General features: G+C 76.7%; 16 protein-coding genes. 3 read left to right on the plus strand and 13 right to left on the minus strand.

What is annotated here, in order from left to right:
- Positions 1–12: 12 nt before the first annotated feature.
- The 4 genes from PH191_RS06545 to PH191_RS06560 form a co-directional block, all read right to left on the minus strand.
- Positions 13–786: a hypothetical protein gene (locus PH191_RS06545; protein WP_274193822.1), complete on the minus strand. Its 774-nt coding sequence runs from the start codon at positions 784–786 to the stop codon at positions 13–15.
- A gap of 399 nt (positions 787–1,185) precedes the next feature.
- Positions 1,186–2,154 carry an SDR family NAD(P)-dependent oxidoreductase gene (locus PH191_RS06550; protein WP_274193823.1) on the minus strand — a complete coding sequence of 323 codons (969 nt, stop codon included), beginning with the start codon at positions 2,152–2,154 and terminating at the stop codon, positions 1,186–1,188.
- A gap of 40 nt (positions 2,155–2,194) precedes the next feature.
- On the minus strand, positions 2,195–3,598 hold the full coding sequence (locus PH191_RS06555; protein WP_274193824.1) for a M20/M25/M40 family metallo-hydrolase: 1,404 nt from the start codon (positions 3,596–3,598) through the stop codon (positions 2,195–2,197).
- 112 nt (positions 3,599–3,710) lie between these two features.
- Positions 3,711–4,118 carry a DoxX family protein gene (locus PH191_RS06560; RefSeq protein WP_274193825.1) on the minus strand — a complete coding sequence of 136 codons (408 nt, stop codon included), beginning with the start codon at positions 4,116–4,118 and terminating at the stop codon, positions 3,711–3,713.
- A 196-nt stretch (positions 4,119–4,314) separates the two neighbouring features.
- On the opposite strand from PH191_RS06560, the gene PH191_RS06565 reads away from it, so the two are divergent.
- The gene (locus PH191_RS06565) at positions 4,315–6,054 is read left to right on the plus strand and encodes a gamma-glutamyltransferase family protein (protein ID WP_274194675.1); all 1,740 of its coding nucleotides are present in this window, start codon (positions 4,315–4,317) and stop codon (positions 6,052–6,054) included.
- A gap of 78 nt (positions 6,055–6,132) precedes the next feature.
- Positions 6,133–6,459, plus strand: coding sequence for a DoxX family protein (locus PH191_RS06570; protein ID WP_274194676.1), 327 nt, complete (start codon positions 6,133–6,135; stop codon positions 6,457–6,459).
- A gap of 2 nt (positions 6,460–6,461) precedes the next feature.
- Here PH191_RS06570 and PH191_RS06575 read toward each other — a convergent pair whose 3' ends face one another.
- From PH191_RS06575 to PH191_RS06585, 3 genes are all read right to left on the minus strand, one after another.
- Positions 6,462–7,451 carry a pirin family protein gene (locus PH191_RS06575; RefSeq protein WP_274193826.1) on the minus strand — a complete coding sequence of 330 codons (990 nt, stop codon included), beginning with the start codon at positions 7,449–7,451 and terminating at the stop codon, positions 6,462–6,464.
- A gap of 76 nt (positions 7,452–7,527) precedes the next feature.
- The gene (locus tag PH191_RS06580; protein WP_274193827.1) at positions 7,528–10,989 is read right to left on the minus strand and encodes an ATP-dependent helicase; all 3,462 of its coding nucleotides are present in this window, start codon (positions 10,987–10,989) and stop codon (positions 7,528–7,530) included.
- On the minus strand, positions 10,986–14,240 hold the full coding sequence (locus tag PH191_RS06585; RefSeq protein ID WP_274193828.1) for an ATP-dependent helicase: 3,255 nt from the start codon (positions 14,238–14,240) through the stop codon (positions 10,986–10,988). Before PH191_RS06585 ends, PH191_RS06580 begins: the two co-directional genes overlap by 4 nt.
- 157 nt (positions 14,241–14,397) lie before the next feature.
- Here PH191_RS06585 and PH191_RS06590 point away from each other — a divergent pair, with 157 nt between their 5' ends.
- On the plus strand, positions 14,398–14,697 hold the full coding sequence (locus tag PH191_RS06590; RefSeq protein ID WP_274193829.1) for an MGMT family protein: 300 nt from the start codon (positions 14,398–14,400) through the stop codon (positions 14,695–14,697).
- A 125-nt stretch (positions 14,698–14,822) separates the two neighbouring features.
- On the opposite strand, the gene PH191_RS06595 is transcribed toward PH191_RS06590, so the two are convergent.
- The 6 genes from PH191_RS06595 to PH191_RS06620 all read right to left on the minus strand — a co-directional run bounded on the left by PH191_RS06595 (position 14,823) and on the right by PH191_RS06620 (position 20,914).
- Positions 14,823–15,923, minus strand: a complete 1,101-nt coding sequence (locus PH191_RS06595) for an MSMEG_0565 family glycosyltransferase (protein ID WP_274193830.1) — start codon at positions 15,921–15,923, stop codon at positions 14,823–14,825.
- A gap of 2 nt (positions 15,924–15,925) precedes the next feature.
- Complete coding sequence (locus PH191_RS06600; RefSeq protein ID WP_274193831.1) at positions 15,926–16,759, minus strand: carbon-nitrogen hydrolase family protein; 834 nt, start codon at positions 16,757–16,759, stop codon at positions 15,926–15,928.
- A 10-nt stretch (positions 16,760–16,769) separates the two neighbouring features.
- Positions 16,770–17,672 carry a carbon-nitrogen hydrolase family protein gene (locus PH191_RS06605; protein WP_274193832.1) on the minus strand — a complete coding sequence of 301 codons (903 nt, stop codon included), beginning with the start codon at positions 17,670–17,672 and terminating at the stop codon, positions 16,770–16,772.
- Complete coding sequence (locus tag PH191_RS06610) at positions 17,669–19,174, minus strand: MSMEG_0567/sll0787 family protein (RefSeq protein WP_274193833.1); 1,506 nt, start codon at positions 19,172–19,174, stop codon at positions 17,669–17,671. The genes PH191_RS06605 and PH191_RS06610 overlap by 4 nt, the downstream gene beginning before the upstream one ends.
- 5 nt (positions 19,175–19,179) lie before the next feature.
- Positions 19,180–20,250, minus strand: coding sequence for an MSMEG_0568 family radical SAM protein (locus PH191_RS06615; protein WP_274193834.1), 1,071 nt, complete (start codon positions 20,248–20,250; stop codon positions 19,180–19,182).
- 145 nt (positions 20,251–20,395) lie between these two features.
- The gene (locus PH191_RS06620; RefSeq protein WP_274188241.1) at positions 20,396–20,914 is read right to left on the minus strand and encodes an MSMEG_0572/Sll0783 family nitrogen starvation response protein; all 519 of its coding nucleotides are present in this window, start codon (positions 20,912–20,914) and stop codon (positions 20,396–20,398) included.
- Positions 20,915–21,072 lie beyond the last annotated feature (158 nt).

Below are 21,072 nucleotides of genomic sequence, written 5' to 3' on the forward strand. Positions count from 1 at the left end.
CACATGACCAACCTAACGGCGGTGGGGACCGGCGGCCGGGCGACGTGACCCGCCGCCGGTCCCCCGGTCCGTGCTCCGGCTCCGCGGGCGACCCTCGCCGCTCGCGGTGACCCGGCGCGAGGTGCCCCCGCGGGGTGCCGGCACGCGACGTCCGGCGTCGAGCGCGGCGGGCCGTCCGGCCTTCGTCGAGCGGCCGGGACGCGACGCGGGGCGGTGCACGGTGCCCCGGTCGGCGGACCGGTCGACCGCTGGGCGGGGGGCGGCCGTGGTCGTGGTGGTCCGCGTCGGACGCGCCGGCGGAGCCGTCGTGCGGGCCGCGGGCCGGCGGGAGCGCTCGCGCACCACGGCGACGAGCAGGGCGGCCATCCCGAGCCCGGCGACGCCGGTGAGCAGGATCGCCAGGCGGCCCGTGAGCGGCGACTCGGCGGGCTCGGTCGCGGCGAGCGCCGCCGAGGACCCGGTGCCGAGCACGCGGGCCGGCGTGCCGGCCGCCGGCTCGGTGCCGACGAACGCCATGCGGACCGTCAGCTTCGAGCCGACCGGGGTGCCGCACCCGTCGAGCGGCATGAGCCGCCGCCCGCCGGGGCCCTCGACGGCGACGACGTCGCGCGGGTCGTCGGCGATGCAGGAGTTGCTGGTGATGACGACCGCCGGACCGACGGTCTCCACGGCGGCCGGGGTGGCCGGGACCCCGGCGGCACCGTCCTCCGCGCGGGCCCCGACCGGGTGCGCCGCGAGGATCAGCCACAGCGCGAGCGCGGCGCCCAGGGCGAGCGCGAGGAGCACGCCGAGCACCGCACCGCGCCGTTCCCGGCGCCCCGTGCTGCGCGGTGATCGACTCCCGCCCCGCACCAGGTGGGAACGATCCAGATGCGACCTCGCCGTGGTCCCCGTGAACGACACGAACGGGATTCAAACACCTCCGGCCGTCCCACGATCGAGGTATCCACGACGTCCACGATCCGGCGTCTGCTAGCGCGTTCCGGGCACGCGCAGCGGACCTTGAGTCGCCGTTCCCGGCAGATTCCGGCGCCTCGCGGCGCCGGAGAGCGACCGCCCGCCACCCCTCCTGCGCCGGGCGGGTGATCGCCCCCGTCGACCCGACACGCCGCCCGCGACCGTCACACCTTCGGTGGACGTCGTGGGCGCGCCCGCCCCGGGCACGGGTGGGCGCGCCACGAGCCCTCAGGCGAAGGCGTCCACCCCCGTCCGCTCGGCCGAGACGGCCCAGAGACGGGCCGCGGCCTCGGGGTCGACGGCGTAGTCGCGAACGCCGTGGGCGCCGGGTTCGGTGGCGAGCCCGGCGACCTCGCAGTCCTCGAGGTAGAGCCCGCCGCGTCTGGCGAGCTGGGGCGACGTCGCGGCCCAGACCTCGGTGGCCGCCCCGGCCTCGGGGGTCTTGAAGCCCGCGGCCGCCTCCGGGGTCGGGTCGCCGTCCTCGTCGAGCCAGCCGAGCGCGACCATCTCCGCGCGAGGCAGGTGGCGCTGCAGCGGCGTCAGGATCCCGCCGGGGTGCAGCGAGAAGGCGCGGACGCCACGGTCGGCCGCGAGCGCGTCGAGCTGCACGGCGAAGAGGACGTTGGCGGTCTTCGACTGCCCGTACGCCGCCCACTTGTCGTAGGGCTCGGCGCGCCAGTCGAGGTCGTCGAACCGCACCGGCGAGCGGTGGTGCCCGCGGGAGGACACCGACACCAACCGGGCGTCGCGGCCGCGCTCGATCGCCGGCCACAGCCGGTTGACCAGCGCGAAATGGCCGAGGTGGTTGGTGGCGAACTGGGCCTCCCAGCCCGGCCCCACCCGGGTCTCCGGGGTCGCCATGATCCCGGCGTTGTCGATCATCATGTCGATCGCCCGGCCCGAGTCCAGGAAGTCGCGGGCGAACGCGGCGACGCTGTCGAGGTCACCGAGGTCGAGGGTGGCGAGCTCGACCCCCTCGATCCCGTCGAGCGCCTCCTTCGCCGCGTCCGGGCGGCGGGCGGGGATGACGACGTGGGCGCCGGCGGCGGTCAGGGCGCGGGTCGCCTCGAGGCCGAGTCCCGAGTAGCCGCCGGTGACGACCGCGAGGCGGCCGGTGAGGTCGATGCCGTCCAGCACCTCGCGGGCCGTGGTCGCCGCGCCGAAGCCGGATCCGATCGGGGTCTGTGCCGTGGTCATGGGCTCGACGCTAGGACTTCGAGTGCGCTTGAACGCAAGCTCAGACCCCGCGCTCGCCCAGCAGCCGCCAGAGGTGGGCGGTGGCCTCGGCGCCCTTGAGCAGGAGCGGCAGGACCGCCCGCTCGTCGGGGGCGTGGATGCGGTCGGACGGCAGCATCACGCCGAGGAAGGCCAGCGGGGCCGCGAGCTCGGTGGACAGGAGCGCCTCGGGGCCGCTGCCGCCCTCGCGCGCGGGCAGGACCTCGGCGCCGAGCGCGGCGCCCATCGCCTCGCGGATCGCGGTGACGAGCACCGAGTCGACGTCGCAGACGAGCGGCTCGACGCCCGGGCCGGTCGCCGACACCTCGGCCTCGATCCCGGCGGGGGTGTGCGCCGCGACGAAGTCGCGGACGGCGGCGAGGACGCGCGCCGGGTCCTGGTCGGCGACCAGCCGGAACGTCAGCTTCGCCATCCCCGAGTGCGGCACGATCGTCTTGTGCCCGGGGCCGGCGTAGCCGCCGTGCAGGCCGTTGACCTCGGCGGTCGGGCGCGCCCAGAGCCGCTCGTAGGTGCTCCAGCCCGCCTCGCCCGAGGTCGCCCGCGCACCGGCCGCGGAGTCGGCCAGCCACGCGGACTCGTCGAAGGGCAGGGCGGCCCAGGCGTCGCGCTCGGTCTGGGTGGGCGGGCGCACGTCGTCGTAGAAGCCCGGCACCCGGACGCGCCCCCGGTCGTCGTGCAGCGCGGCGACGAGGCGTGCGAGCTCGGTGACCGGGTTCGGGACGGCCCCGCCGAACTGGCCCGAGTGCAGGTCGACCGACGCGCCGCGGAAGACGATCTCGGTGTCGACCATCCCGCGCATGCCGGTGCAGACGGTCGGGGCGTCACGGCCGACCATGCCGGTGTCGGTGACGACGATCGCGTCGCAGGCCAGCGCGCCGCGGTGCGCCGCGAGCAGGGACGCGAGGTGCGCCGAGCCGGACTCCTCCTCGCCCTCGGCCAGGAACTTGAGGTGTACGGCGGGGCCGTCGGCACCCGTCGCGGCGAGGTGCGCGGCGAGGCCGAGCCGCACCATCGCCAGGTGCCCCTTGTCGTCGGAGGCACCACGCCCGCGCAGCTCCTCCCCCACCACCTCGGGCGCGAACGGCTCGAACGACCAGCCGTCGGAGAGGTCCGCGGGCTGGACGTCGTGGTGGCCGTAGACGAGGACGGTGGGCACTGTCGGATCAGCCGGATCGGCGGCGGGCCACGACGCGTACACCGCCGGCAGCGCGTCGGTGTCGTCCCACACCTCGACCTGCGGCCAGCCCTCGGCGCGCAGCCGCTCGGCGAGCCACGCCGCGGAGCGGGCCACGTCGCCGTGGTGGCCGGGGTCGGCGGAGATCGACGGGATGCGCAGCCAGGTCTGCAGATCCTCGATGAACGCCTCGGCGCGGGCGGCCACCTCGCGGGCCTCGGTGCTGGTCATGCGATCCACGCTAGCCACGCACGACACCGCCCGGCCGTCGCAGGGAGCGACGACCGGGCGGGGAGACCGCGTCGACGGGTCGAGCTCCGCTCCGCTTCGTCTCCCAAGGGAATCAGCGCTCGAACACCCGGGAGATCTCGGCGCGGCGCACCCAGGCGACGACGCCGAGCAGGACACCGAGGATCACCGGCGTGTACCAGAAGCCCTCGCTGAGGAAGAACAGCTGCGCGACCGTGGCGCCGACCATGAGCGCGACCAGGCAGGAGGCGGCGAGCCCGGCCAGGCGCGGGACGAGCAGCCCGATCCCGCCGGCGACCTCGAGCAGGCCGACGACGACCCGCAGCCACTGGCCCGTCCCGAGGTCCTCGAAGATCTGCACCGCGTAGGCCTCGCCGAAGAGCTTGGGCGCGCCCGACCCGGCGATGAACATCAGGCCGAGCAGGACCTGCAGCGTCCACAGCGCGATGGTGGCGGGACGGGAGCGGGTGCCGACGCCCGGGGCGGGAGCGGTGGTCGTCATCGGGGGCCTCCTGGTGCCGTGTGCGATGGGAGAAGCCTGGCGCGGACCTACTCCTATGTCAATATCTTCCCGTTGCTATCTCGTACTCCTCTTCCGTCGACGCCGTGGGATCGGCTTCGCTGACACGGTGACGCCCTCGGGATGGACACCGCCGCCGGAGTTCACCACGCGACCGGTGCTGGAGGGCACCGTCGGGATGGCGGCGGGGACCCATTGGGCGGCCGCCGCGACCGCCATGGGCATCCTCGAGCGCGGCGGCTCCGCCTTCGACGCCGCGGTCGCGGGTGCGTTCGTGCTGCACGTCGTGGAGCCGCACCTCAACGGGCCCGGCGGCGACATGACGGCCGTGTTCGCGACCGCCGCCGACCCGACGCCCCGGGTGCTCGACGGCCAGGGTCCGGCCCCGGCCGGGGCGTCCGCGGCGGCGTACCGCGCCGAGGGTCTCGACCGGGTGCCGGGCTCGGGCGCGCTGGCCGCCGCGATCCCCGGCGCCGTGGACGCCTGGTTCCTGCTGCTGCGCGACCACGGCACGTGGGAGGTCGGCGACGTCCTCGCGCCGGCGATCGGCTACGCCCGCGACGGCGTGCCCGTCGTCCCGCGGCTGGCGAGCACCGTCGCCGCGGTCGCCGACCTGTTCCGCGAGCACTGGCCCACCTCGGCCGCGCTCTGGCTGCCCGGTGGCCGGCCGCCGCGGGCGGGCGAGGTCCTGCGCAACCCGGCGTGGGCTCAGACGCTGGAACGCCTCGCGGGCGCGGCGCAGGGCCACGACCGGGCCACCCGGATCGACGCGGTGCGCACCGTCTGGGCCGAGGGCTTCGTGGCCGAGGCGATGGCGGCCTCGTGCCGCACGCCCCACCGGCACTCGTCGGGCACCGACCACGCGGGCGTGCTCACCGTCGCGGACACCGCCGGCTTCCGGGCACAGGTCATCGACGCCGCCGTCGGGGAGTTCCGCGGTCGCCGGATCGCCAAGACGCCCGCCTGGGGGCAGGGCCCGGCGCTGCTTGCGGCGCTGGCCGTCCTCGACGGGTACGACGACGCCGACCTCGACCCGTCGAGCGAGCGCGGCGCGCACCTCGTGCTCGAGACCACCAAGCTCGCGATGGCGGACCGCGAGGCGTGGTTCGGCGACGCCGGCGACCCCCTCGACGTCGCCGCCCTGCTGGCCCCCGGCTACGTCGCCGAGCGACGGGCCCTGATCGCCGACACCGCCTCGCCCGACCTGCGCCCCGGGCGCCTCGGCGGCCGCGAGCCGCGGCTGGCCGACCTCGCCGTCGACGGCTCGGCGTCCCGGGTGACGTCGGACGGGACGATCGGCGAGCCCACCGTGGTGCTGTCCGGCGAGACCAAGGGCGACACCTGCCACCTCGACGTCGTCGACCGCGCCGGCAACATCGTCTCGGCCACCCCGTCGGGCGGGTGGCTGCAGTCGTCCCCGACGATCCCCGAGCTCGGGATGGCCCTCGGCACCCGGCTGCAGATGAGCTGGCTGCAGGAGGGTCTGCCCTCGACGCTGACGCCGGGACGCCGGCCGCGGACCACCCTCACCCCCACGCTCGTGCTCGACGACGACGGCCCCGTCGCCGCGCTCGGGACGCCCGGCGGTGATCAGCAGGACCAGTGGCAGCTCCTGTACCTGCTGCGCACCCTCGTCGGTGGCTACGACCCCCAGCAGGCGATCGACGCGCCCGCCCTGCACTCGACGTCGTCGCCCAGCTCGTTCTGGCCGCGGGGCCGCGAGCCGGGGGGCGTCGTGGTCGAGGACCGCCTGCCCGACGGGGTCGTCGACGGCCTCGAGCGGCGGGGGCACCGGGTGACCCGCAGCGGCCCCTGGTCGCTGGGCCGGCTCTCGGCCATCGGGATCGACCGGGCGCGCGGGCTCCTCTGGGGCGCCGCCAACCCCCGGGGCATGCAGGGCTACGCGGTCGGGCGCTGACGGGGCGGTTCTGCCAGGGTGCGGCCCGTGCGCCGCTCGCGATCCGCTGCTCCCACCGCCGTGCTCGCCGGCGGGCTGATGACGATGGGCGTGCTGCACGGGGTGGCGCCGCAGCCGTTCGACACGATCGTGCCGCCGTGGCTGCCGGGTACGGCGCGGTTCTGGACCTACGCGAGCGGCGTCGCCGAGTTCGCCGTGGGCGTCGCCGTCGCCGCACCGCGCACCCGCCGGCTCGGCGCGCTGGCGGCCGCCGCACTGTTCGTGGCGGTGTTCCCCGCGAACGTGCAGATGGCGTGGGACTGGCGCCGGCGGCCCTGGCCCTACCGCGCGATCGCGTTCGGGCGCCTGCCGCTGCAGGCGCCGATGGTCGCGCACGCGCTGCGGGTGCGGCGCGAGGCCGGCTGAAATCAGGCCGGGTTGCCGCGCGGCCTGATCGTGGCGTGCGGCAGGGCGGGCGCCGGGAGGCGGGCGTCGGCGCCGCGTCGGCCGTCGCGGCCGACGTAGCCCTCGACCTGCCCGAACCGCTCGCTCCCGGCCTCCCAGTCGGCGCGGAAGGCGACGATCTCGTCGTGCGTGCGGGCGACGAAGTTCCACCACATGACGATCTGCTCGCCGAAGGGCGGGCCGCCGAGCAGGACGAGGCGGGCGGGCTCGTCGCCCGCGACGATCTCCAGCGTCGACGGGCCGGGGTCGACGACGCCGAGCTCGGCGCGCTCCACCGGGCGTCCCTGGAGCGTGGCGCGGCTGCGGTCGACGAGCAGCCCGTGCTCGAAGGTGGGGTCGACGGTGAACTCGATGCGCGTGCCGGGCTCGAGGAGCAGCTCCGCGCCGAGCAGCGGGGTCGCGGTGACCACCGGCGACGTCGATCCGGCCAGCGTGCCGAGGAAGACGCGGGCGACGGCGCCGCCGCCGAGGTCCGTCGCGGCGGGGACGTGGTGGGCGAAGTCGCGGGGCTGGTCGCGGGCGTCGCCGGGCAGCGCGACCCACAGCTGCACGCCGTGCAGCAGTGTGGTGTCCGGCGTGCTGACCTCGGAGTGCGCGACCCCGTGCCCGCCGGTCATGAGGTTGAGTTCGCCGGGGCGGACCATCGCGTGGGTGCCGAGGCTGTCGCGGTGCTCGACCTCGCCGGTGAACAGCCAGCTGACCGTCGCGAGCCCCGTGTGCGGGTGGGGCGGGACGTCCATGCCGCCCGAGCTCGCGGTGTCGTCGGGCCCGTAGTGGTCGACGAAGCACCAGGCCCCGATCAGCGACCGCTGTCGCTGGGGCAGGGTGCGGCGCACGGTCATCGCGCGGGGGCCGCCGAGGGGCACGTCGCGCGGGGTCAGGACCTCGACACGCCCCGGCGACCCGCCTGGCTCGCACTGCACCTCGGCGGGCGCGGTCTCGGTGTTGCTCACTCCTCGATTCTGCTCCTCGGTGGCGGTGGCCCGGGTCGGCTGCTCGGGCTCGGCTGATCGGGCCGGCTGCGCGGGGTCAGCGGGGGTCGGGGTCCACGTCCTCGACCGGGCCCTCGTCCGCGTCCGGGTCGGTGTCGTCGGGGCCGGCGAACGACGGGGCCTGCGGATCGCCCTCGGGGACGCGCTGCTCCTCCGGCACGGTGGCGACGAGCGCGCGCAGGCCGGCGGCGTCGAGCAGGTCGGCGGGGCTCTTGGTGACGTCGTCGCGGACGTAGTGCAGCGCCGCGCGCACCCGCTCGACGGGGATCCCCGAGAGCGCCGACCAGGCCAGCCGGTACGCCGCGAGCTGCACGGCGAGCGCCGGCATCGCCTCGTCGGGCGGCACCCGCCCGGTCTTCCAGTCGACCACCGTGGCGCCGCCGTCGTCGTCGGCGAACACCGCGTCGATCCGGCCGCGCACGAGCGTGCCCCCGATCTCGGTCTCGAACGGGACCTCCACCGCCACCGGCGTGCGGTTGGCCCAGCGGCTGGCGGTGAAGCGCTCGCGCAGCTCGGCGGCGTCGGCGGCGCCCGCCGGGTCGGCGGCCGCGTCGGCGTCCTCGTCGGCCGCGCCGGGGAGCTCGTCGAACTCCAGCAGCTCGGTGGCGGAGAACCAGCGCTCGAGCCACGCGTGGAACTCGGTGCCGCGCCGCGCCCGCGGGTCGGGGGGACGCGGCACCGGGCGCCGCAGCCGCCGGGCCAGCGCGTCCGGGTCGGCGGCCAGGTCGACGAGCTGGCTGACCGACAGCTGCGGCGGCAGGAGCACCCGCGCGTGCCGGTGGCGCGCCGCCGCGCGCTCGGCGAGCAGCACCTCGATGTCGGCGGCCCAGCCCTCGGGGTCGTCCTGGTCCGCCGGCTCGTCCGTCTCCTCGGCCCGGCGTGCGCGCGCCGCCCGGACCAGCGCCGCGCCCTCGTCGACCGCTGCGCGCCGCGGGCCCAGCGGGTCGACCGGCCAGGCCGTCTCGTGGACCGCCGACGCCATCGGGTTGGCGACGCCCTCCTCGGGCGGCTCGGCCCACGTCTCGACGACCCCGCAGTGCCCGCCACCGGCGGCGGCCAGCTCCCCGACCTCGGCGAGGAGGTCCGACGGGCCGCGCGGCGACTCGCCGGTCTCGCCCCACCAGTGCCCGGAGACCAGCAGCGCGTGCTCGGCGCGGGTGAGCGCGACGTAGAACAGGCGCCGCTCCTCGATGAGGCGACGGTCGTCGAAGGCCCGCTCGTGCTCGTCGAGCCGCTCCTGGATCTCCTTGCGGTCCGCGGCCCCGTCGAGCTCGAGCTCGGGGAGGTCCGGCCGGTCGCCGCGCAGGTGCACGGGCAGCGATGCGACCGACGTCAGCCACGAGCCCGACCGCTTCCCCGCCGGGAACACCTTCTCGACGACGTGTGGGAGCACCACGAGCTCCCACTCGAGGCCCTTGGCCGCGTGCACGGTGAGGACCTGCACGCGCGTGCCGCCCGTCGCCGGGTCGGCCACGTCGACCTCGCCGGGCGTCAGGCCGTCCTCGGCCTCCTCGGCGGCGTCGAGGTAGGCCAGCAGCGCGGTGACCGTCGCGGTGCCGCCCGACGAGGCGGCGCCCGCGGAGAAGTCGGCCACGACCTCGGCGAACGCGTCGAGGTGCGCGCGACCCGTCGGACCGGGCCGCGCGGCGGTCTCGACGTCGAGGAGCAGGACGCGCTCCACGTCGGCGACGAGGTCGACCAGCGGGGCGGTGACGCGGCGGCGCAGCATCGCGAGCTCGTGCGCGAGGTGCTTGAGCCGCTCGAACCCGACGGCGGAGTAGCGCGCCGCGGGCCCGGGGTCGTCGAGCGCGTCGACCAGGCCCGCCCGCTCGGCGTGCTCGCCGGGGAGCGCGGCGGCGACGGGGTCGGGGACCTCTCTGCTGACCGTGCTGGTCGCGTCGGTGCCCGGTGCCGGCGCCGCCAGCTCGCGCGCGCGGCGCCAGAGCGCGGCGAGGTCCGCGCCGCCGATGCGCCAGCGCGCGCCCGTGAGCAGCCGGACCGCCGCGCCGCCGGCCAGGGGATCGACCACGAGCCGCAGCGCCGACACGACGTCGCGCACCTCGGGCTCGTCGAGCAGCCCGCCCAGCCCGACGACCTCGACGGGCAGGTCGCGGGCGCGCAGCGCGGCGGCGAGCGCGCTCATGTCGGCGCGGCGACGCACGAGCACCGCGGTGGTGGGCGGCTCGGTGTCCGCGTCGGCCGCGGCCCGCCACCGGTCGGCGACCGCATCCGCCAGCCACGCCCGCTCGGCCTCGACGTCGTCGTGCAGGGCGACGCGCACGTCGCCGGCCGGGGCGCCGGGGCGGGGCCGCAGCTCGTCGACCGGGACGCCGCCCGCCCGCAGGGGCTCGGCGATGCCGTTGGCGAGGGCGAGCACCTCGGGCGGGTTGCGGAAGCTGGTCAGCAGCCCGTGGCGGGCGGCCGCGACGGTCTCGCCGTCGGGGTCGACGCGCGGGAAATCGGTGACGAACCGCGGCAGGTTCGCCGCGCTCGCACCGCGCCAGCCGTAGATCGACTGGAAGGGGTCGCCGACGGCGGTGACCGAGGTGTTCTCGTCGTTCGCGAACAGGGAGCGCAGCATGATCCGCTGCGCGTGCCCGGTGTCCTGGTACTCGTCGAGCAGCACCGCACGGAACGCCTCGCGCTCGGCGGCCCCGACCTCGTCGTGGGTCTCGGCGAGGCGGGCGGCCGCGGCCATCTGGTCGGCGAAGTCGAGGCAGCGCTCGGCGCGCTTGCGCTCGGCGAGCTCGCTGACCAGCGGCAGCAGCGCCGCCCGGAACCGCTGCGCGGCCACCTTGTTCGCCAGCGCCACCGGCAGCGCCGCCTTCTGGCCCTTGGCGCGCGGGGCGTCCTCCACCGCGCGGGCGAAGCGCTCGGCGTGGAGCGCCAGCGCGCTGGCGTCGGCGAGGTGCTCGCCGAGCTCGCCCGCCAACGACTGCACGAGCGCGGTGACCGTGGAGGGCACGCGGTCGGTGTCGAGGTCCGCGGCCCAGGTGGACACGATGCGGTGCGCGAGCTGCCACGACGCGGTCGGCGAGAGCAGGCGGGCGCCGGGGTCGACGGGCAGGCGCAGGCCGTGCTCGGCGAGCAGGCGCCCGGCGTAGGCGTGGTAGGTCGAGATCGTCGGCTCGCCGGCGCGGGCCGCCAGGCGCCGGTCGCCGGTGGCGTCGAGCTCGTCGAGCAGGCTCGAGGACCCGAGCACCCGCAGCCGGCGCCGCACGCGGTCGGCGAGCTGGCCCGCGGCCTTGCGCGTGAACGTCAGGCCCAGCACCTGCTCGGGGCGGACCAGCCCGTTGGCGACGAGCCACACCACGCGCGCGGCCATGGTCTCGGTCTTGCCCGACCCGGCGCCCGCGGTGACGAGTGCGGGCTCCGACGGCGCGCCGATGACCGCCGCCTGCTCCTCGGTGGGGCGGCGCAGGCCGAGGCGTTCGGCGAGCTCGACGGGGTCGATGAGCTCGGTGCCGCCGATCCTCCGGACGGGGGCGATGGTCGTCACGGGACCTGCCTCCCCGAGACGTGCACCGGGCACGCGGTGCGCACCGGGCAGCGCGGGCAGGAGTCGTTCTCGCGTCCCACGAAGATCGGCCCCTCGGTGGCGCGGGCGGCCGCGCTCACGTGGTCGCGCCACGCGGCCAGGCCCTCGTCGTCGAGGGGCTCCTGCGCACGTTCCTTCGCCGCACCACCCGCCCGCGACAGGTACACCAGGCGCGCGCCGCCCGGGGCGCTGCGCGCGGCCGTGCGGTCGGGGCCCGCGAGCGTCTCGGCGAACGCACCGAGCGCGGTGGCGAGCTGGTAGACGGCGAGCTGCGGGTGCTCCTGCGCGGCGGCGTGGGAGATCGGCGTCTTGCCCGTCTTCACGTCGACGATCACCGGCCGGCCGTGGGTGTCGATCTCGAGGCGGTCGACACGCCCGCGCACCCGGACGCCCTCGGCCACCGCGACCTCCATCTCGCGCTCCACCGCGGCCTCGGTGAGGTGCGCGCGGGTCTGGTCCCGCCAGGCGAGGAACGACGCCAGCATCCGCCGGGTGCCGGCCAGCTCCCGTCGCGAGAACCACGGCGCGCCGGCGTCGACCGAGGCCCAGGCGACGTCGAGGGCGTCCTGGAGCTCGCGCTCGTCGGCGCCCTCCGCCGCGCGCTGGACCAGCGCGTGGACGAGTGACCCCGTGACCGACGCCAGCGAATCGCTGTCGTCGCCGCCGTGGGCCTGCAGCGCCCAGCGCAACGGGCAGGTCAGGATCGTCTCGACCGCGCTGGGGCTGACCGCGACGGGAGCGGTCGCCGGGCGCAGCGGCGCCTCGGTGGACGGGGCGAGCAGCCCGTACCAGTCGTCGGGGTCGGCCCCCGGCACACCGGCCTCGGCGAGGCGCGCGAGCCCGGCGGCCGCGCGCTCGCGGCGCTGCCGGGAGGTGTCCGGGTCGGTGACCGCGCGCCGCAGCTCGCCGACGAGCTCGGCGAGCACGAGCGCCCGGCCCGGGCGGCTGCGCGGCCGGTTCGCCTCCGCCGGGTCGTCGGTGACGGGACCCCCGTCGACGTCGTCGAGGAACCGCGACGGCGTGACGTCCTCGGCCTCGACGGCGCTGACGTGGACCGCGCGTCGCGCCCGGGAGAGCGCGACCGCGAAGAGGCGCCGCTCCTCGGCCAGCAGGGGCGCCTGCGCGGAGACCGCGGGGTCGTCCGGGATCCCGGCGAGGACGTCGACGAGGCGTTCGACGCCCAGGAGCGTGCCCCGTCGGCGCAGGTCGGGCCAGACGCCCTCCTGGACGTCGGGGACGATCACGACGTCCCACTCGCGCCCCCGGGAGGCGTGGGCGGTGAGGACCGCGACCGCCTCGCCGTCAGGGGCGCGCGGAGCGAGGGTGTCGGCGCGGATCCGCTGGTCGTCGGCCTGCGCGACGAACCCCGCGACGGTGCCGCCGGGCAGGTCCTCGACGTAGCGGGCGGCGCGCTCGACCAGGGCGACGACGGCGTCGAGGTCGCGGTCGGCCTGCGCGCCCGTGACGCCCCCGCGCTCGCTCGCGGCCACCCAGCGGCGCTGCAGGCCGCTGCGCTCCCACACCGCCCACAGGACGTCGGGCACCGAGGCGGCCTTCTCGATCGCCGCGGCCGCGGCCGCGAGGAGCTCGCCGACCCGGGCGAGCGGGGCGGCCTCCGAGGTGCTGAGCAGCGCGAGGGGGTTCTTCGCCTGGGTGATGTGGTCGGTGAGCGCGTCGACGATGAGCGCGTCGCTCGGGGTGTCCGCCGCTCCCCCGCCGGCCTCGTGACGACGCAGCAGGCCGCGGCGCAGGCGGCGTAGGGCCAGCGGGTCGGCGCCGCCCAGCGGGGAGGCGAGCAGGGCGAGCGCGGTGTCGGCGTCGAGGCGCGCCGGGTCGGCGGCGCAGCGCAGCACCGTGAGCAGCGGGGCGACGGCGGGGAGCGCGGCGAGCGGGGTGTCGTCGGCCGGGACCGCGAGCGGCACCCCGGACGCGAGCAGGGCGCGCCGCAGCGGCGGCAGCGAGCCGGACACCGACCGCACGATCACCGCCATCCGCGACCAGGGCACCCCGTCCTGCAGGTGCGCGCGGCGCAGCCGGTCGGCGGCCGCGGCGGCCTGGCGTCCGGTGGTGGCGAAGACGTCGACGGTGACGCGGCCGTCCTCCCCGTCCGTCCCGTCCTGCCCGTGCTGCGGGGTCGGCGCCGTCCGCGTCCGGCCCGGCCCGGCGCCGGGCAGCGCGGCGACGACGCGGGCGACGGCACCGCGCAGGGCGGGGCGGCTGCGGTGGTCGGCGCGCAGGACGACCGTGGCCAGGCCCCCCGGATCGGCGTCGCGCAGCAGTGACGGGTCGGCCCCGCGGAAGCCGAGGACCGAGGAGTCGGGGTCGCCCGCGAGCACCCAGTCGTCGGCGGCGGCGCCGAGCGCGCGGGCGAGCTCGATCTGCTGGGGGTCCATGTCCTGGACGTCGTCGACGACGAGGTGGCGCACGGCGGCGCGCTCGGCCTCGAGCAGGTCCGGGTCGGTGACGAAGGCGTCGAGCACCGCCGCGACCAGCTCGGCGGCGTCGAGCGGGGGCGCGCTCGCGAGAGGGTTGGCCGATCCCGCCGCCGCGCGCAGCAGCGTGACCTCCTCGTACGTGCGGTAGAAGCGCCCGGCCGCGATCCACGCGGGCACGCCGTGACGCTTGCCCAGGTCCGCGAGCTCGCGCGGCCCGAGCCCCCGCTCGGCGGCGCGCAGCAGGAGGTCGCGCACCTCGCCGGCGAACGCGGGCGCCTCGAGCGCGGGCTGCATGCGCAGCGGCCAGCCCGACGGCGCGCCGACGCCCGCGATCTCGCCGGCGAGCAGCTCGCGGACCATGGCGTCCTGCTGGGCGCCGGGCAGCAGGCGGGGCGGTGCCTCGCTGCGGCGCGTGGCGTGGCGCCGGAGGACGGCGAAGGCGTAGGAGTGCACGCTGCGCACGAGCGGCTCGGCCGCCGCGGACGCGCCGCGGTCCGGCCCGTCGAGCACCCGGCGGCGGGCGGCGATGCGCTCGCGGAGGGCGGCCGCGGCCCGCCGGTCGCCGACGAGCACCAGCGGGCGGGCGTCCGGACGCTCGTGCAGCAGGCGCGCGACCCGCTCGGCCAGCAGCGTCGTCTTGCCCGTCCCGGGCCCGCCCAGCACGCGCAGGAAACCCGCGTCGTGCTCGACGACCCGCCGCGCGGCGTCGTCGAGCACCAGCTCGCCCGGCACCCACGCCGCGGCGCGCCGCAGCTCGGGGGCACGCTCCTCACTCACGCCGTTCACTTCACCACGGCCCCCCGACAGTCCCGGCGCGGAGGTGGGCGTGTCGTGCAAGCCCTGCGTCCACGCTGGCACTCAACGCCAGGAAATCCGCGTCGATCACCGAGGCCGGGGTGCCCGCCACCCCCGTCGCCGTGCTGGACTCCACCCCGTGGACGAGGCGCGCCACGAGCGCATCCGGGCGGCGGTGCGGGCGATCCCGGAGGGTCGGGTGTCCACGTACGGCGACGTCGCCGCGGCGGCCGGCGAGCGCTCGGCACGCGTCGTCGGCTGGGTGCTGCGCGACGACGGCGCCGACCTGCCGTGGCACCGGGTCCTGCGCGCCGACGGGTCGAGCGCGCCCCACATCGCCGACGAGCAGCACGCGCGCCTGCGCGAGGAGGGCGTCGAGATCCGCGACGGGCGGGTGGTGCTCGCGAACCACCGTCTCGCGAGCGGGGGGATTTCCTGACCCTATCGGCGTGCTGTGTTGAATTGTCGGCGTGGCCCCACGCCGGCACTCACCTCGCCACCCCCCGCGCCGCGACGAAGCGGATTTCCTGGCGTTGAGTGCAAGCGAGGCCGCAGGGCTTGCACTCAGCGAGTGCTCGATCCCCACCGGTACCGGGCGAGGTGCGCCTCGGCGGCGGCGTCCCAGGTGTGCGCGGCGGCCAGGGCGCGGCCGACGGTCGCGTGGGCGGGGTCGAGGTCCGGGTCGGTCCCCTCGAGCACCCCCGCGATCTCGCGCGCGAAGCCCTCCGGGCCGTCGGCGAAGCGCGCCGCGCCGGCGAACACCTCGCGCAGCACCGGCAGGTCGCGGGTCACGAGCGGGACCCCGGCCGCGAGCGCCTCCATCGCCGCCAGCCCGAAGCCCTCCTTGGTGGACGGGAACGCGAACACCGCGGCGCCCGCCACCAGGCCCGGGAGCTCGGCGTCGTCGACCGGGCCGAGCACCACCGGCTCGACGCCCAGCGCCGCCGCGCGCGCGAACACCTCGTCGCGATATCCCCGGTAGTCGAACAGCGTGTCCCCGCCGGCGACGAGCAGCGGCACGCCGGGGAGACGCGCCATCGCCTCGACCAGCTCCAGCGTCCCCTTGCGCGGCTCGATCCCCCCGACGGCGAGCACGTAGCGCCCGTGCCGCGCACGCCACGGCTCCCCCGCCCCGGACTCGGCCGCGCGGGCGAAGCGCGCCGCGTCCACCCCGTTGGCGATCACCGCGGGCGACCGGCCCCAGCCCGCCCGGACCTCGCCCGCCACCGCCTCCGACACGCACACCAGCGACGACGGCTCCACCAGCGCCCGCTCGTGGCAGGCGGCGAGCTCGGGAGTCGTGAACTCGTCGAGGTGGTGCACGGTCCGCCACAGACGCTCGTACCCCCGCGCGCGACCCACCGCGTTCGCCGTCAGGCAGTCCTGCGCGTGCACCACGTCGTACGAGCCCTCGAACGCCGACGCCAGCAGCGCGATCGAGCGCAGGATCCGCTCCCCGACCGTCTCGCCCTCGACCTCCTCGACGGGCACCAGCCGGACGGTCACCGCGGCGTCGACGCGACGGAAGAAGCCCGCGTCCCCGCCCCGCGCCAGTGCCCACACCGTCACCGCGTGCCCGGCACGCGCGAACGCCTCGGCCAGCGCGAGCGTGTGCACCACGCCGCCGCGCGGCTTCGTCGAGTAGGTCAGCAGCGCGATCCGCACGATCAACCGTAGGTCTCCGGACGACGCTCGGCGAGGTGGTGCAGCACCGTCCGGGCCGCCCCGACCAGCTCCGGGAGGTCGACCTCCGCCACCGCCAGCCCGCCCTTCGACCACGTGCGCGCGAGGATCTCCCCACCCGGCCCGACGACCTTCGCCCGGCCCAGGAAGTGCAGCGCGCCGTAGCGCCCGCTCTGGTTCGACGACAGCCAGACGACCTGGTTCTCGGCGGCGCGTGCCTGGTCGTAGAGGTCGAACAGCCGCGCCTGCCGGTCCTGGGCCATCCGCGGCGCGCGGTTGGTCAACGAGGTCGGCCAGGCCGAGAGGCACGCGATGATCTCGGCGCCGTCGACGGCCAGGGCGCGCGCCGCCTCCGGGAAGGTCTTGTCGTGGTCGATGAGCAGGCCCATCCGGCCCACCGGGGTGTCGAACGCGCGGAACCCGTCGCCCGCCGCGAACAGCGGCGCGATGCCGGCGGGCAGGTGGACCTTGCGGTGCCGCCCGAGGATGCCGTCGCCGGAGAGGCAGACCGCCGCGTCGTAGCGGACCAGCCCGTTCCCCTCGTCGAGGCCCCGCTCGCTGTACCCGAGACACACCACCATGTCGCCGGCGAAGTCGATCACCGACCGGACCTCGTCGCCGTTCGGCTCCAGCAGCGGCGGCAGGTCGTCCTCGTCGGGTCCGCGCAGGTCCGTGAGGTACCCGCCGAGCGCGCCGTCGGGCAGCGCCAGCAGCGAGACCCCGGCGTCCCGCGCGTGCGAGATGATCATCTTGATGCGGTCGAGGTCGAACCCGATGTCCCGCGTGAAGTGGGCCGCGGCGGCGGCGAGACGGACCACCCGCGCCCGCCTAGCTGGCGCGCGCCGCGACGGCGGGGACGACGGGCGGCGCGTCGTCCGGCGTGCCGAGGTACGACGCCGGCCGCCGGTCGCGCAGGTGGCCCATGAAGCGGCGCGCGGCGTCCACGGCGTCGTCGACGTCGACCGACGCCACCGCGAGGCCCGCCTCGGTGCCGGTGGTGTCGAGGACCTCCCCGCCCGGGTCGACGATCTTCGCGCTCGCGACGAGCTGCATGTCCCCGAACGTCCCGGCCTGGTTCGCCGAGACCCACACGATCTGGTTCTCCAGCGCCCGGGCCCGGTCGAAGAGGTCGAACCGACGGGTCCAGCGGTCGTCGGCGAGCACCGGCGCCTGGTTGGTGCGCGACGCCGGCCACGCCGACATGCACACCACGATCCGGGCCCCGTCGACCGCCAGGGCGCGCGCGGCCTCGGGGAACGCCTTGTCGTAACAGATCATCATGCCCATCCGGCCGACCGGCGTGTCGAACGCGGCGAAGCGGTCGCCCGCGGCGTACGAGGTGTTCTCGTTGAGCGGCTGGTGGACCTTGCGGTGGTGACCGAGCACGCCGTCGCCGGTCACCGCCACGCAGCTGTTGTACGGGCGGTGGCCCGACGCCGCGTCCCCGCGCTCGCAGAACCCGACCGTGACGACCACGTCCCCGGCCAGCGCGATCAGCCGGCGAATCTCGGGACCGTCCGCGTCGAGCTGCGGCGGCACGTCCACCGGCTCCCCCGACCCGCCCGAGTCGTGCAAGGACGACAGATAGCCCCCCAGCGCCGCCTCCGGCAGGGCGAGCACGTCGGCCCCCGCCGCCCGCGCCCGCTCGAGCAGCGACGAGATCGTCACGAAGCTCTCGTCCAGGTCGCGGCCGAAGCCGGCGGCCGCGGCGGCGAACGTCCTCACGGTCACGGGTGGTTCCCTTCGCTGATCCGGGCGCTGCCCAGTCCGGTGACGCCCCCGGCGACGGCCTCGGTGACCTCGCCGTCGGGCCAGCGCAGGGCGACCCCGGCCGGTCCGGTCGCCGGGTCCGTGAGCTCCCCGCACACCGCGCTCGTGGCGGGACCCGCCGACGGGGCGGGGGCGCCCGGCGCGTCCGCGGTGAGCAGGGCGAAGCCGGGGAAGCAGGTCAGCCAGTCGGCGACGGTCGCGCCGACCGGGCGCGGGACGGCCGCGACGTCGAGCACCGCGCCGGTGCCCGAGGCCTCGGCGAGCATGCCGAGCGTCCCGACGACCCCGGCCATGGAGACGTCCTTGGCCGCGGCGGGCCGGTGAGCCGCGTCCGGCCCGATCGCCGCGACCATCGCGCGCAGGTCGGCGGGCGCGCGCGTCGAGGTGGAGTCCCACTGGCGGCCGGTGTACCCCGGGCGCCAGGTGCCGCCGAGGTCGGCGGTCAGTCGGACCTCCATGCCCGGCCGCCCGCCGGCGGCGGGGACGGGGCTCGGGGCCCGTCCCAGCGCGGTGACGGCGAGCGAGGCGGGCACCTCGAGCTGGGTGTGCCCGCCGATCACCGGCACCCCGTAGGCGTCGGCGGCGGCGCGCAGGCCGGTGAGGACGCGGTGGGCGAACGACGCGTCTCGGGCGCCGACGGCGTCGAGCAGCGCGGTGGGTGCGGCCCCCATCGCGGCGAGGTCGTTGACGTTGACGAGCACCCCGCACCAGCCCGCCCACTCCGGGTCACGCTCGGCCATCGCCGGCAGGATCGCGTCGCACGCCGCGACGAGGTCGCTGCCCGGCACGGGCGCCCCGTCGTCGCCGACGTGCAGGCCCGAGCCCGCCAGCCCGGCGACGAGCTCGCCGAGCGGGGCCTTCGTGGCGGCGACGAGGTCGGCGAAGCGCCCCATCGGACGGCGCATGCGCACGTGCGGGCGGCCGGCGACCGTCGTGTCCCGGAGCCGCTGCCAGCCGAGACGCGCGAACAGCTTCTCGTTCGCGGCCTGGACCTCGGCCTCGAACCGCAGCACGCCGGCCGCCTCGGCGCGGGCGCACGCGGCACGGACCAGCGCGGCCCCCACCCGGATGCCGGCCCGTCGGCGGGCCGTCGGGGCGACGACGAGGCGGCTGCCCGTCCACCAGCCGAGGTCGGGGCGCGACGCGTCGGGGTCGACCGGTCCCAGGCGGACCCCGCCGACCACCTCGCCGGCGCCGTCGCGGGCGACGAGCACGATCGCGCGCGGGTCGTGGTCGTGCCCGTCGAGGTCGCCGGCTGCGCCGGTCGTCGAGTCGCGGAACAAGCCCTGCTCGTCGACGAAGACCGCGCGCCGCAGCGCCCGGTGGGCGACGACGTCGGGGTGTCGGACGTCGATGGCCGGCGCTTCGGAGATGGTGACGTCGTGGGGACGGCGGCGCGCCCGGCCGCCGAGGATCTCGTCGGCGGCGCTCAGCCCGAACGCGTGGTGGTCGAGGACCGACACGGACCTCAGCCCCCCGCCGCGGACAGGGCCGAGCACGCGCCGCACGCGGCGCACCCGGCGGCCTGGTCGGCGCCGCGCATGCCGGCGGCCACGAGGACCTTCGCGACGCGGGCGGTGACCTCGGCGAGCAGCTCGGGATCCGGCGCGGGGTCGCCGTCGTCGAACGCCAGGGTGCCCGGGATCGGGCGGTAGGGGACGACGAACGGGTAGACGCCGCGGTCGACGAGCTCGGCGGCGCCCGCGACCAGCTCGTCGGGGTCCTCGCCGAGGCCGACGATGAGGTAGGTCGAGACGGCGTTCGCGCCGAAGAGGCGGACGCTCTCGTCCCAGGCCAGCCGGTACTGGGACAGGGGGACGGACGCCTTGCCCGGCATCCAGCGCGCGCGCACGTCGTCGTCGAGCGACTCGACGTGGATGCCGATGGCGTCGGCACCGGCGTCGCGGAGCTCCTGCAGGGCCGCGAGGTCCGACGGCGCGGGCGGCTCGCACTGCACCTGGATCGGCAGGCCCGGCACCGCCGCCCTGATCGCCCGGACGCAGCGGGCGAGGTGACGGGCGCCGCGGTCGCGGCCGTTGCTCGTGCCGGTGGTCAGGACCATCTGACGCACGCCGTCGAGGCGGACGGCGGCCTCGGCGACCTCGGCGAGCTGCTCGGGCGTCTTCACCGCGGTCGTGGCGCCGGTGTGCAGCGACTGCTCGATCGCGCAGAACCGGCAGCGGTCCTGCTCGCCGTAGCGCACGCAGGTCTGGACGACCGTGGTCGCGAGCACGTCGTCGCCGTGCAGGCGGGCGATCTTCTCGTAGGGCACGCCGTCGGCCGTCGTGAGGTCGTAGAAGGCGGGGCGGGCGACGGTGGCGACGTCGACGCCCAGGTCGGTGACCCCGCCGTCGGGGCCGGTGCGCACGAGGCGCCCGTCGCGCAGCCGGTAGGGGCTCGCCGGGTTGATCGGGATCGTCGTCCTGAGGCCGTCGACGAGCACGTGGCCGTCGGCGGACGGCCCGGCGCCCCCGGGGCGGCGCAGGGGGATCGTCGAGCCGAGGTCGGTGGTGGTCGTGTCGGGGAGGTCGAGCGCCACACCGCGGACGGCCACTTCGGAACGGGCGGACAGACCCAGATGGGACTGCGGGGACGACATCGACGGACCTCCAGGCGCTCGACTCGGGGGTGTCACGGGCGCGGTGCGGGGACGGGCGTGCCGTCCCCGCACCGGGCCGTGCGCGTCAGAGCTGGTAGGTCGAGTTGATGATCGCGCCCTTGCGGGCGAAGTGGATGAGCGCGTCCTGCACGTCGAGCGGGTGCGTGGGGATGACGCCCTCGATGAGGTCCTCCTCGCGGGCACCGTGCAGCGACAGACCGAAGCGGCAGCAGTAGGCCTTGCCGCCCTCGGAGATGAAGGTCTTGAGCTGGTCGTTGATGTTGTGCTCGCCGGGGAACGCCGAGCTGCCCGTGGTGGGGAAGCCGCGCGTGGCCAGGCAGTTCAGCGAACCGGGTCCGTAGAAGTAGATGGCCGTCTCGAAGCCCTTGCGCAGCGCCCGGGTGGCCTGGAGGACGGCGACGAAGCTGACCGACGACTCGTGCGCGATGCCGTGGACGAGCGTGAAGTAGCTCTCGCCGTTCTCGGCCTGCAGGTCGGGGAAGACCTTCGTCCCGCCGTAGATGCTCGAGCCCTCGGGCAGCGACGGGTGCGGGATCTCCTCGAGGCTCTTCTTCTCGACGTCGGAGAGCTCGGTGCTGGTCATGCGGTTCTCCCTCGGAGACGTTCGGTGGAGCGGGAACGTGGTGCGCCCTGCGCACCCGACGGCGTCGGGCGCGAGGGGTCGGGGGTGCGGGGTCCTCGCCGACCCCGCCGGGGTCCCGGTTCCTCGCTGAGATCAGCTCACCAACCGGCCATTTCCGA

Source organism: Actinomycetospora callitridis (genome assembly GCF_028737265.1).
GTDB lineage: Bacteria > Actinomycetota > Actinomycetes > Mycobacteriales > Pseudonocardiaceae > Actinomycetospora > Actinomycetospora callitridis.

Coding starts and splice junctions, on each gene's coding strand:
- PH191_RS06550 (WP_274193823.1), bottom strand. CDS start 2,154: ATGACCACGGCACAGACCCCGATCGGATCCGGCTTCGGCGCGGCGACC.
- PH191_RS06565 (WP_274194675.1), top strand. CDS start 4,315: ATGGCGGCGGGGACCCATTGGGCGGCCGCCGCGACCGCCATGGGCATC.
- PH191_RS06620 (WP_274188241.1), bottom strand. CDS start 20,914: ATGACCAGCACCGAGCTCTCCGACGTCGAGAAGAAGAGCCTCGAGGAG.
- PH191_RS06555 (WP_274193824.1), bottom strand. CDS start 3,598: ATGACCAGCACCGAGGCCCGCGAGGTGGCCGCCCGCGCCGAGGCGTTC.
- PH191_RS06560 (WP_274193825.1), bottom strand. CDS start 4,118: ATGACGACCACCGCTCCCGCCCCGGGCGTCGGCACCCGCTCCCGTCCC.
- PH191_RS06570 (WP_274194676.1), top strand. CDS start 6,133: ATGACGATGGGCGTGCTGCACGGGGTGGCGCCGCAGCCGTTCGACACG.